9 protein-coding genes and 1 pseudogene are annotated in these 11,877 nt (G+C 57.0%); 2 read left to right on the top strand and 8 right to left on the bottom strand.

Annotated features, from left to right (window positions below; translation table 11 throughout):
- Positions 1–360: 360 nt before the first annotated feature.
- The 4 genes from BSG08_RS18865 to BSG08_RS18880 are packed head-to-tail and all read right to left on the bottom strand — an operon-like array spanning position 361 to position 5,489.
- Complete coding sequence (locus tag BSG08_RS18865; RefSeq protein ID WP_093039393.1) at positions 361–1,938, bottom strand: ABC transporter substrate-binding protein; 1,578 nt, start codon at positions 1,936–1,938, stop codon at positions 361–363.
- Positions 1,939–1,996: 58 nt separating this feature from the next.
- A complete protein-coding gene (locus BSG08_RS18870) occupies positions 1,997–3,673 on the bottom strand; it encodes an ABC transporter ATP-binding protein (RefSeq protein WP_093039394.1) in 1,677 nt (558 codons plus the stop codon).
- Complete coding sequence (locus BSG08_RS18875) at positions 3,670–4,542, bottom strand: ABC transporter permease (protein WP_093039395.1); 873 nt, start codon at positions 4,540–4,542, stop codon at positions 3,670–3,672. Before BSG08_RS18875 ends, BSG08_RS18870 begins: the two co-directional genes overlap by 4 nt.
- On the bottom strand, positions 4,539–5,489 hold the full coding sequence (locus tag BSG08_RS18880; RefSeq protein WP_093039396.1) for an ABC transporter permease: 951 nt from the start codon (positions 5,487–5,489) through the stop codon (positions 4,539–4,541). Before BSG08_RS18880 ends, BSG08_RS18875 begins: the two co-directional genes overlap by 4 nt.
- Before the next feature lie 141 nt (positions 5,490–5,630).
- Between BSG08_RS18880 and BSG08_RS18885 the strand changes: the two genes are divergently transcribed.
- Entirely contained in the window at positions 5,631–6,452 is an 822-nt protein-coding gene (locus BSG08_RS18885) for a LysR family transcriptional regulator (protein ID WP_093039397.1), read from the top strand.
- Between the two features lie 27 nt (positions 6,453–6,479).
- On the opposite strand, the gene BSG08_RS18890 is transcribed toward BSG08_RS18885, so the two are convergent.
- The 4 genes from BSG08_RS18890 to BSG08_RS18905 all read right to left on the bottom strand — a co-directional run bounded on the left by BSG08_RS18890 (position 6,480) and on the right by BSG08_RS18905 (position 10,876).
- Complete coding sequence (locus BSG08_RS18890) at positions 6,480–7,919, bottom strand: aldehyde dehydrogenase family protein (protein WP_175544840.1); 1,440 nt, start codon at positions 7,917–7,919, stop codon at positions 6,480–6,482.
- A 40-nt stretch (positions 7,920–7,959) separates the two neighbouring features.
- A complete protein-coding gene (locus tag BSG08_RS18895) occupies positions 7,960–9,168 on the bottom strand; it encodes a metal-dependent hydrolase family protein (protein ID WP_175544839.1) in 1,209 nt (402 codons plus the stop codon).
- 82 nt (positions 9,169–9,250) lie between these two features.
- Complete coding sequence (locus tag BSG08_RS18900; protein WP_093039399.1) at positions 9,251–10,297, bottom strand: LLM class flavin-dependent oxidoreductase; 1,047 nt, start codon at positions 10,295–10,297, stop codon at positions 9,251–9,253.
- A 63-nt stretch (positions 10,298–10,360) separates the two neighbouring features.
- Positions 10,361–10,876 (bottom strand): flavin reductase family protein, encoded by a 516-nt coding sequence (locus tag BSG08_RS18905; RefSeq protein ID WP_093039400.1) that lies wholly within the window; start codon positions 10,874–10,876, stop codon positions 10,361–10,363.
- A gap of 410 nt (positions 10,877–11,286) precedes the next feature.
- On the opposite strand from BSG08_RS18905, the pseudogene BSG08_RS18910 reads away from it, so the two are divergent.
- Positions 11,287–11,790, top strand: a pseudogene (locus tag BSG08_RS18910) (IS6 family transposase); the annotation flags it as partial.
- Between the last annotated feature and the right edge of the window lie 87 nt (positions 11,791–11,877).

Here is an 11,877-nt window from a genome sequence, read left to right on the forward strand (position 1 = left end):
ACTTCGATTTGAGGGCGGTTGATAAAGTCGGACATAACGTCGGACTTACTATCGGATCGTAGCCGAAGTCAGACGGCCCCCGCCGGAGCGTTACGATCAAACTGAGATCAAAATTGCCTTATTTGTACGAGCTTGTTCCAATCCCCCTCCCGCAACCAAAATCACTTAATAAAACAAACGCTTAAACGTTGACCGTTTCACTTGCACAGCATAAGCGCAAAACGAGTCAACGCCAAGTCAACGTTTGATGAGTCGTGCAACAAATACTCTACGAAATCAGAGATGTAGCACTATTTTCGACCGCTCAAAGGTTGCGTGTCAGGCGGCAGCGAAAAATCGCCTGACACAACAAACGTGGATTTACGCCGTAAACCAAGCCTGCTCACCAAGCCGGTAACCATCGGCAGGACCGAAAGGATGCCCTTCCCAACCATTCAGCTTATCGCTGCGGGCGTCGATCCAGTTCATGAACAGCGGAATGATGGAGCCGCCCTCGTCATAGAGAATTTGCTGCACCTCGCAGTACATCTCGCGGCGCAAAGCTTCATCCGTCACTGACCGGACACCTCGAACGAGCGTATCAAAACGCTCATTCTGGAAATTCGCCTCGTTCCACTTGGCGTCAGAAAGATAGACCTGCGACAGCATCATGTTCGCCGTCGGGCGCGGAAGCCAGTTCGACATCGCGAAGGGCTGCTTGTTCCACACACCGCTCCAGTAGCTGTCGGTTGGCTCGCGCTTTACCTCGATTTCCACCCCTCCTGCTGCCGCTGACTCCTTGAGCAATAGCGCCAGATCCGGTGCCATAGCACCACCCGCCGCTTCTGAGGTATGCAGGGTAAGCTTGGCACCATCCAGCCCCGCCTGTTCCAGATGCCACTTCGCCTTTTCGGGATCAAAGGCACGCTGCGGAATCTCATTGCAGAAATAAGGATCAGCCGGTGAGAATGGATGATCGTTGCCCAATGCACCATAGCCCTTCAGCACGTTGTCAAGCATGGCTTGCCGATCTGTCAGATGACGCAGTGCCTGCCTGAGGTGGACATTTGAATAGGGGTCATGCTCTGAACGCATCGGAAAGGTGAAATGCTGACTCCCCGTCGCAGCAGCAACCTCGGCCCCGTTGGCGCGCTCGATGAGATGGACAACCTTGGGATCGACACCCGCGATGTAATCCACGTCGCCAGACAGGAGGGCATTCATGCGCGCCGAGCTGTCACTGATACCGATTGTCTGTATCTCGTCCACGTAGGGTTTGCCGTCGAAATGATAATTTTCATAACGCGTGCCGCGTAGGGTAACGCCCGGCTCGAACTCTTGCAGGCGGAACGGGCCTGTCCCTACAGCATTGGCAAAATCCGTGAACCCGGCGGGCACAATCATGGTGGACGGCCAGCCCAGAAGGCGCGGCAGGTCAGCATCGGGCGATGAAAGAGTAATCCGCACAGTCATGGGGTCGACCGCCGAGATGTCCTCTACTGCCGAGAACCAGGCCTTGATCGCGCTCTCGCTGTCGTCGCCCCTGTGCAGGTCCAGGGAATAGACCACATCTTCGGCACTCAGAGATTTTCCATTGTGGAATTCGACGCCTTCGCGCAGACGGAATGTCCAAACCTTTGCATCATCCGACTCCCAGGAAACAGCGAGGTCGGGTTCCAGGTTCATCTGAGCATCGTAGCGGACCAGCGGGTTCATGATGAGATGCGCCCGCATCCAGTCATATGCTGATGTCAGGCGGACAGGATTCAGCGTATCGTTCGCGCTTGAAGAGTACCAGCCGATGCGCAGACGCCCGCCTCGCTGCGGCGTTGCGGCCAATGCGCGCCCGCCAGACAGCGCGAACGGCCCGGCAGTGCCGATAACGGCAGTTGTCACGCCAAGGCCGCGCAGGACATCGCGCCGACCCGGTAGCAGAAGTCTTGATTCATTAGGTTTCATGATCGTTCTCTCCCTTGTTGATTGTCATTGAAAGTAAATGGCAAATGCGCCGATCCTGTCATGCGGCGCCTGTCCGGTTCCGCTCCGAGAAATTGTGCTCCGCGCTCCGGACTCCGGCATCCCCGCGATGTGATTCCAGCCAACCGGGGCGCAAATCCGGCACCGCGTTCAGAAGCATCTGTGTGTAGGGATGTTCCGGTTTGCTCAGCAGATCGCGCAGCGGCTTCAACTCGACCACACATCCCGCCTTCAGAACCGCTACATAATCCGCCAGCTTGGCGACGGTGGCGATATCGTGGCTGATGAACATCATCGATTGGCCGATGTCATGCTTGAACTTCTTGAGCAGGTCGACAATCGAGGCCGCTACGACCGTATCCAATGCAGACGTGACTTCATCGCACAAAAGCAGGGCAGGCTCCGTCGACAGCGCACGTGCGAGGCTGACGCGCTGTTTCTGTCCGCCCGAAAGCTGATGCGGCATCCTCTGAGTGATTTCAGGATCAAGCTCGACCATGCGCATAAGGTCCGCGATGCGATCTTTGCGGGCCTTTGCTGACAGATCTGTGAAGAATGCAAGTTGACGATCCAGCGAGGAAGCAATGCTGCGGGCGGGGTTGAATGCGAGATCCGGCATCTGGACCACCAATTGCAGATCGCGCCGCTGTGCCAAAGAACGTGAACGAATTCGCTTGGACAGCACCTGGCCGTCCAGCAGAACCTCTCCCCCAGTTTGCGGCAGCAATCCTGAAATCACCTTGGCCAGGGTGCTTTTGCCGCTGCCGGATTCTCCGATGACACCCAGAACGCGGCCTTTTGGAATGCTGATGTTGATATCATGCAAAACGGGTGCCGCATCGGCCTTGCCGTATTTCGGATAGGCGGCTTGAATACCTTTGAGTTCCACGATTGGTGCGGGCGGTCTGGCCGTATGCTCGCGTGGCACTGCCTTCAGCTTGGGCACGGTGTTTACGGCGCCAAGCAATTCCCTTGTATAAGTCTGTTGAGGCGCTTCGATGATCTGGGCGGTCGTGCCGGTTTCAACCATGCGCCCGTTGCGCAGAACGACGATCCGGTCAGCAATCTGCGCGACAACGGCCAGGTCATGCGAGACATAGACTGCCGAGGCGCCACTGTCGCGGAGCGTTTCCTTGAGCGCTGCAAGAACCTCAACCTGGGTTGTGACATCCAGCGCTGTGGTGGGTTCGTCGAACACGAGTAGATCGGGGCGGCATGCCATGGCCATGATCACCATCAGGCGCTGGAGCTGCCCGCCGCTCACCTCATGCGGATAACGCCTTGCTATGTTCTCGGGATCGGGAAGCTGCATCTGCCGGGCCAGGCGGACCAACTGCTCTTCGGCCTCTGTGCGCGACATGATGCCATGTTGTTGCGGGGCCTCGGTGATCTGGGATCCAAGCCTGTGCACGGCGTTGAACGCCGCCGCCGCACTTTGCGCAACATAGGCAACCTCCCGGCCACGTCGCGCCCTCAACTCTGCGGGGTTCGCACTTAACATATCCTGACCGTTGAGCAGAACTTGCCCGCCCGAAAAGCGAAGCCCGGGGCGCTTGTAGCCAAGTGCGGAGAGTCCGATCGTTGATTTTCCAGCGCCAGACTCGCCAATCAGGGCTACCACTTCACCCGACGCAACACTGAACGACACATCGTCGATAATGGGAACGCCAGACTCGGTTTCCATTCTGAGCGATCTGACATCAAGAACTTTGCTCATGACAACAGTTCCTCGGAGATGTCGCGCTGCATCCGTGATAGCCTCAGGTCGACGAGGTGATTGACAGAAAGGGTTACACTGAAGATTGCAAGAGCCGGCATGAGGGCTGCTGCGGCTCCGAAATGCAGCCCAGTCAGATTCTCGCGCACCATTACGCCCCAATCCGCCGCAGGCGGTTGAACTCCCAGACCGAGAAAGCTCAGCGCGCTGAGCAGCAATATGGAATAGGTGAACCTTAGTCCAAGGTCCGTCGAAAGGGGCACCGCGGCGTTGGGCAGAATTTCATTCCAGAGGATCCAGCCCATGTTCTCGCCACGTGCGATGGAAATCTGCACGAACTCCATCGTCATGATGTTCTGCGCAAGCGCGCGGGCGATGCGGTAGACGCGCGTACCTTCGATGAACCCTACGGTGACGATTAGCACGGTATAGGACGTGCCGACGGCAGAGACCACGATCAGCGCCAGCATGATCTGTGGAAAGCCGAAGAAGACATCGTTGATCCGGCTCATTGCCATATCCCAGCGACCGCCGAGAATGCCGGCCGCCGCTCCGCCCAGGACACCGAAGACAAAAGCGATGGCTGTCGCCGCCAGTGCCAGCAGCAGAGTCGTCCGTGCTCCATATAGAAGGCGGGACAGCAGATCACGCCCCAAATAGTCAGTGCCGAGCAGACCTGCTTCTCCGACAGGCAGAAAGCTCATGTCGCTGATCACCTCGCTATAGCCGTGCGGTGCGATCAGCGGCGCGGCAAGGCCGACCACAAGAAAACTGATCAGCACGCCAACGGCGATGGTTCCGCTGAGGCCCAATGGCGATAGCATTCCAGATTTCGTGCTCGCCTGTACCGGTTGCTCATGCAGAGTCATGCCGACCTCCTCAGTTTCGGATTGGCAAGGACCGAGATCACATCGGCAAAGATGTTCATTAGCACGTACACGGAACAGAAAATCAGCGCACACGCCTGAACCAGCGGCAGATCGCGTGTGCCTACGGCATCGACCATCAGCTTGGCCAAACCCGGAAAGGAAAAGACCACCTCGACCACCACGACGCCGCTCACCAAGTAGGCAAGGTTCATCGCGATAATATTGACGATAGGCGCAATGGCGTTGGGCAAGGCGTGGAACAGAACGATCCGACGGCGTGACAAGCCTTTGAGGATTGCTGTTTCAATTGCTGGTGATCCCAGAACGCTCAGCACGGAGTTTCGCGTCATGCGTGTCATCGGTGCAAGCACCATCAGTGACAGGGTAAGAACTGGTAGCGCAATCGAACGGGCCAGGGCTCCGATATCGTCCGCCGATGAGATGTTCGAGATCGCTGGCAGCCAGTTCAGATGCACTGCAAAAAGCATGACCAGAAGCGTGGCAATCAGGAACTCCGGAGCCGAAACGCTCATCAAGGTCAGGTGGGACACTGCGCGGTCAATGAGTGATCGCGGTCGGGTTGCCGCCAGTAACCCAAGGATAAGTGACAGTGGCACCACAATCAGCGCAGCAATCCCTGCCAGCATGAAGGTGTTGCCAAGTCGACTTGAAATCATGGCTGCGATCGGACGGTCAGACGCGAGCGAAACACCAAGGTCCCCCTGTAACACGCCTGCAATCCACGCCAGGTAGCGCAGCGGTGCCGGTTGATCGAGACCGAGCCTTTCGCGCAAGGCAGCGATCGTTTCTGCTGTGGCCGATTGGCCCAGGACGGCTTGCGCCACATCCCCGGGCAGGATTTCAGTGCCGACGAACACCAGAACAGAAATTGCAAACAAAGTCAGCAACCCAAACAAGAGTCGCCTCATCATCATCGCCCATAGCATGTGTTCGCTCCCACTTTGAGATCGCGCTAAAAGGTTTGCGCGAGACTCGATATTTCGATTGACTATGCCGATTGTTCCTAACAACTTAAAACGAAACTTTATGAAGAGTTAGTTCGACTTTCAAAAATCAACGAAGGTGCCATGAACCTCACTTTCCTGCAAACCTTTCTGACGGTCATTGAGACGGGAAACTTGAACAAGGCGGCCGAACGGCTGAACGTTACACAATCGACCGTGACGACCCGGATAGATGCGCTGGAAGATGCGCTTGGTCGGCGTTTGCTGGTGCGCTCACGGCGCGGTACGCGGTTGACGCGAGCCGGGTTTGAGTTACGCCCCCATGCGGAACTGCTGGTCCATGGCTGGGCACAGGCCCGCAAGGCAATCAACCTGCCGAAAGGTTATTCCGGCCTGTTCAGTTTCGCCTGTGAGTTCGATCTTTGGCATGATCTAGGCCAGGAATGGATCTATCAGACCCGAACCGCACATCCCGAACTTGCATACGAAGCGCGCCCCGGTCGTCGTAACGAAATCGCGGCTTGGCTGGGCAGTGGTTTGACCGACCTCGCCATGACGATAGAGCCGATTTCAGGTTCAGGACTAGCCTCTCAACACTTTTGTGAGCAGAAGATCGTGCATGTCAGCACTCAGACCGCCCCATTCGCTACTCCTGATCCAGACTATGTGTTTGTCGATCTTGGTCCCGACTTTCGTCGTCAACACTCCAGTGCCTTTCCGAACGCCAGTACTGCCGGCATGACGTTCTCAATCAGCTATTGGGCGCTCGAGCATCTGCGTGCTCATGGAGGCTCGGCCTACCTGCCGTTGGGTCTTGTAGCGCCGTTGCTTGATAACAAAGAACTCCATTTGGTGACTGCATCGCCCGAATTCGTCCGAAATGTCCACCTTGTATGGCGGGAAGCAAACGAAGTCATCTTTCCGTGGATGCGGGCTGATACTTAGAGTCCCAGGAAACAGTGGCATTTTATTTCACGACGACCAGCCACTTACTGCCTTGACCTCGAGAAACTCTTCAAGCCCCCATCGACCACCTTCACGTCCGTTACCTGAGTGTTTCATGCCGCCGAATGGACTGCCGGGTGCGCGCGTCGCACCATTGAGCACCACGACACCAGACTCGAGGCGACGCGCCAAGCGTTCGGCCCGGGTCTGGTCGGCAGTTTGGATGTAATTCGCCAACCCAAGATCATTAGCATTGGCCAACGCAACTGCTTGATCCTCATCATCGAACGACATGATCGAAAGGACAGGGCCGAAAATTTCCTCTCGCGCGATACGCATGTCAGGTGTGACATCGGCAAAGACCGTGGGTCGGGCATAGAACCCGCGCTTGACACCTTCGGGCCGTCCCACGCCACCTGCAACCAATCGTGCCCCCGCCGCAATGCCGGATTTGATATAATCCTGAACAATGTCAAACTGCCGACCAGAGGCAAGTGGACCCAGATGTCCACCCTCCTCGGATGGGGGGCCGACGGTCACACTGCGTGCTGTCTCAGCCGCGACGGCGACTGCCTCGTCGTAGTAGCTGCGCTCAACCAGCATTCTGGTCGGCGCATTGCAGGACTGCCCGGTGTTGTTGAAGCACTGCAACGTGCCGCGCCGGACGCTTTCGGCAATCCCACTGTCGCCAAAGATGATGTTTGCCCCCTTTCCACCAAGTTCGAGCACGACCCGCTTGAACGTGGGGGCTGCGGCCAGCATCACCGCCTCACCGGCCCGGCCCGATCCGGTGAGCGAGACCATGCGAATAGTCGGGTGCCGCGCGATGGCGTGCCCGACGCCTGGGCCATCGCCATTGACAAGATTGAAGACACCAGCTGGGAAACCGGCCTCGTCGATCATCTCGGCAAACAGCATGGCCGAAAGGGGCGCGAGTTCCGAAGGTTTCAGCACGATCGTACAGCCCGCGGCCAAGGCCGCCGCGACCTTTTGAGCGATCTGGTTCATCGGCCAGTTCCAGGGCGTGATCAGCCCGCACACCCCTATGGGCTGATGCAGGATACGATCATTTGGGGCGTCCGCGCGCAGCGGATGGTCAAACTGATAGTCTTTCAGCACATCGATCATGGCCCTGATATGCCGTCGCGCTATCTGTACCTGCGGGCCGGACGCGAGCGTCATCGGGGCGCCCATTTCTCTGGATATGGTCTGCGCCATCTCATCCATGCGCTGCGTGTAGATTGCCAGCAGCCGCTCAAGCAGTTCAATGCGTTCGTATCGTGCACTTTCTTGCCAGACCGTGAATGCGCGGGCGGCGGCCACCACCGCGCGGTCGACATCCACATCCCCGCCCAGAGAAATCATTGCGAATGCCGTTTCCATGGCGGGGTCGATCACCGAATAATCCTTGCCCGCCAAGGGCTCCTGCCATTGACCGTCGATGTAAAACGAAGTCTTGCGAAACACGTTTGTCCTTTCCATCTCTGTCATTTCTCAACCACACAGATCAGAAGCCACCCGCGCTGCGGAACGGTTCTGGCCATGGATTCGTCATGTCCTGCCCGTCCTTGAAGACAGCGCGGATCCCACCCTCTCGACGAAGAACGTAGATATCCTCCAGCGGGTTGCCGTTCACGAGCACGATATCGGCGACGCCACCCCGCTCAATACGGCCCGTCACCTCCGCGCGGCCCAGTGCCTCGGCCGCGCGCACTGTGGCTGTTTCCAGCGCACGCACCGGCGTCATGCCCATCTCGACGTATATTTCAAGTTCCCGTGCGTTCTGCCCGAACGGACAAAGGTTACCTGAGGCGTCCGTGCCCATCGCCACCTTGACACCCGCCTCCATCGCCCTTTGGATGTTGCGCATCTTTATCTCGCGGGCCAACTTCATCTTTTCGATACCTTCGGGCCGCGCACCGCTCTTCTCGCCATTACGGATGATGAAATCCGAAATCGACATAGTTGGCACGAGGTATGTACCTTGATTCAGCATAGTCTCGATACAGTCATCATCGAGAAAGGATCCATGCTCGATGGTATCCACACCTGCTGCCAGTGCACGCCGGATACCCTCGGTGGCATGGGCATGGGCAGCGACGCGCATATCCGCATCATGCGCCTCGGCCACGATGATCTTCATTTCCTCGACCGAGTAATTCGGCCAATGGGCCTTGTCACCTGCAGAAAGCAATCCGGCGCTTGCAGTGAACTTGATAAAGTCTCCACCAAGTTTGCGATGCGTGCGCACGACGCGTCGGCATTCGTCGATTCCGTCGGCAGTGTCCAGTTCCTGACGCGGCCAGGCCCGAGGATAGAACAGATCACCGCGCCCTGCAGTCATCGAGATGACCCAAGGCGCTACGCTGAGCCGGGGTCCCGGCAGCAGGCCGCGCGATATGAAATTGCCAAGCTCTACATCACCGCCATCACGATGCCCCATCACCCGTAACGTTGTGAACCCTGCCGCCAATGCGCGCAATCCATTTCGCAGCCCGTGCAGTTGCTTCTCGGCTCCGGATACGAGGGCGCGATAGGTAGCGTTGTCCACTACCCTTCCGAGGTCCGAATTGGTGGTCAGATGGACATGGATATCGCTGAGTCCCGGGATCGCCGTCGCACCATGACAATCGACTATTTTTGAACTACCGGGTGCGGAAAGGGTGTCCCCGGGATCAATTTGCGCAATCCTACCGTTCTCGATCAGGATGGTCACATTCTCGTCGATCCTGTCACCTTCGCCGCGCCAGAGGTTGAGGTTTTTCAGAAATATCCTTGTCATACCGCTCTATCAAACCTCACGCACTCAGCGCGGTTTCACTGTTGCTCACGGTGAAATGAGGCATCACCTCTTCTGCAATACACTGGATTGTCTCGAGGACTTCCTGCTGGGACGCCCCGAAATTGATCGTCAAGCTGACGATATCAACCCCAAGCTCTGCAAACGGCGCAAGCCGGTCCACCATCTCGGCAGATGAACCGATCAGCAGGTTCCGGGCAAGCTCGTCGATCGTTTGTTTGCGCGGGAGTGCGCGCGCCATGCCCCGGTCAACGATACCGGGTCCGGTAAATACGTTATCGAACCGGCTATAGTGGTCCTGCGCCTGCTCAAGCTTGGCCCTGCTATGCGCGTCCGACGTGGCGATGAATGCGGCGCGCGACACCGCAAGCGTCAGGTCTTTTCCAGCCTCGCCCAATTCAGCCTTGCCACGCCGGAACGCGTCCACCTGTTCCTTGAAATGTGTGGCATCTCCGGTCAACGGGTTGGTCATGATGTGAAAGCCACGCTTGGCGCAATGATAAATGGCCTCGGGTCTAAGCACTGCCATCATCATACGCGGGCCTCCGGCGCGGACCGGGCGCGGCATGACGGTGAGCGGTTTAAACTTGTAGTATTTCCCGTCCCATGACACCTCTTCATCGGCCAACAGCGCCTTGAGAACATCGAGGGATTCATCAAATCTCTCCCGACTTTCGGCCATCGGGATCCCAAGGCGCTCCATCTCGTAGGCGAAAGCGCCACGCCCGACCCCGAGCACAAGCCTTCCTTCGGTGAAAATGTCGGCAAGGACGACCTCACCGGCGTAGGTACGCATGTCGTGCAACGGTAACACAACCACCCCTGTAAGGATGTCGACATTCCGCGTATGTGCGGCGATTTTAACGGCTGCCATCAAGGGTGCTGGCATGACCCCCAGTTCCAGAAGATGGTGTTCGGTCACCGAAACTGATCTATAGCCCAGTTTGTCTGCCAGCACAGCTTGCTCCAGCATGTCGGCATAAAGTCGGTCTCCCCCATAAGTCTTGTCGTAGAGGTCCATCGAGAGGTGTATGTTGAAATCCATGTGCTTGTTCTCTGATCTTGGATGTGTCCGGGGAATGAGCGAGGCCGCTCGATGCGCCTCGGCTCAGGCGCTCAGACGTATGGAGTCGTCTTGTATCCGGCGGTAGGCGCCGTCCAGATAGGTGAGAGGCTTACGGTTTTCGGCCGTGATATGTTTGACTTTGCCGAAGAAGATTATGTGGCTTCCTTGCTGTTCGGTTCTGACAACGTCGCATCCGAAAATGGTGGCGCCGTCGATACCGGGTGCAAGGCCCTCAAGATGTGTCAACGCAACTTTGGCGAACCGATCCGGGTTCATGGTGTCGAACTCACCGGCAAAGGTGCGTGCAATATCCTGTCTTTCCTGTGGCAGGATGTTGAGCGTGAAGACCTTGTTGTGCTCGACCAGACAAGCGATCCGGCTATCGCAGCGCAGGCATATCAGTACGGTCGGGGGATCGGCTGAAACCGAGCAGAACGCACTGACTGTCGCGCCATGTCGTCCCGCGATTCCGTCGGTTGTGACAACTGCCACCGAACAGGCCACCTGCCGCATCCCGTTCAGGTAATCGTGGCGGAAAATATCATTTCTGTCTTGCATTTCTTCCTCCTGTCAGGTGCCGGAAGTTTCAGCCGGTGCGGGCATCTGCTGCTACCCGTGCGGGGCACCTCAAGCATCTGAGGGAAATATGCCTGTGACGATTACGTTTGGAAAACGAAACTTTACGATACTTAAGTTTGATTTTATCCAATTATATTCCGACAAGCCAACCACACGCTTCGCATTTGGATCTATACTAGTGCGTTCCATTGTCGATCGGAACCTGCCGTTCAGAACGCTATCCAACTGCAAGCTGTGTCAACGCAGCTCTAGCCTTTGCGGACAAGCCCTAGTCACCCGGAATTTTAATTCGTATCATTCTTTGAAGTGGTTTTGAAGGATGATGGGCACTGTCAGACGAAACCAGCTTGAGCCGATTGACAGGCAGGGCGGTTTCGTAACCTCGCCGGATGACCAAACCTGACCCATTTCGCTATTTCAAGACGAGCCGAGAGATTATCGGCCTGGCGGTGATGATGTACGTCCGTTTTCCTCTGTCCCTTCGAAATGTCGAGGATTTGCTCCACGAACGTGGCATCGATGTCAGCCACGAAGCGGTGAGATACTGGTGGCACCGGTTCGGCCCGATGTTCGCGGCGAAGATTCGAAAGCGACGGATTGAGGGGATGAAATCCAGCCGATGGCGTTGGCACCTCGACGAGATGTTGGTGAAGATCAATGGGGAGTGGCACTACCTTTGGCGGGCCGTGGATCACGAAGGCGAAGTCCTGGAAAGTTTTGTCACAAGGACGCGCGACAAGAAAGCCGCATTGAAATTCTTAAAGAAAGCAACGCGTAAGCATGGCCGCCCGAACGTTATCGTCACGGATCGGCTGCGGTCCTACGGCGCCGCGCTGAAGGAGATTGGTGCGAAACACCGCCAAGAAACTGGCCGCTGGCTGAACACTAAAGCGGTTTGCGTTTGATCTGAATCGAATGGGGATTCACAGGAGGATTTTTGTCTGATTCACTTCTGTTTGGAGGTGGATCATGGGCAAACC

Source organism: Roseovarius azorensis (genome assembly GCF_900109455.1).
Classification (GTDB): domain Bacteria; phylum Pseudomonadota; class Alphaproteobacteria; order Rhodobacterales; family Rhodobacteraceae; genus Roseovarius; species Roseovarius azorensis.

Coding starts and splice junctions, on each gene's coding strand:
- BSG08_RS18905 (WP_093039400.1), bottom strand. CDS start 10,876: ATGCAAGACAGAAATGATATTTTCCGCCACGATTACCTGAACGGGATG.
- BSG08_RS18865 (WP_093039393.1), bottom strand. CDS start 1,938: ATGAAACCTAATGAATCAAGACTTCTGCTACCGGGTCGGCGCGATGTC.
- BSG08_RS18870 (WP_093039394.1), bottom strand. CDS start 3,673: ATGAGCAAAGTTCTTGATGTCAGATCGCTCAGAATGGAAACCGAGTCT.
- BSG08_RS18885 (WP_093039397.1), top strand. CDS start 5,631: ATGAACCTCACTTTCCTGCAAACCTTTCTGACGGTCATTGAGACGGGA.
- BSG08_RS18900 (WP_093039399.1), bottom strand. CDS start 10,297: ATGGATTTCAACATACACCTCTCGATGGACCTCTACGACAAGACTTAT.
- BSG08_RS18880 (WP_093039396.1), bottom strand. CDS start 5,489: ATGCTATGGGCGATGATGATGAGGCGACTCTTGTTTGGGTTGCTGACT.
- BSG08_RS18875 (WP_093039395.1), bottom strand. CDS start 4,542: ATGACTCTGCATGAGCAACCGGTACAGGCGAGCACGAAATCTGGAATG.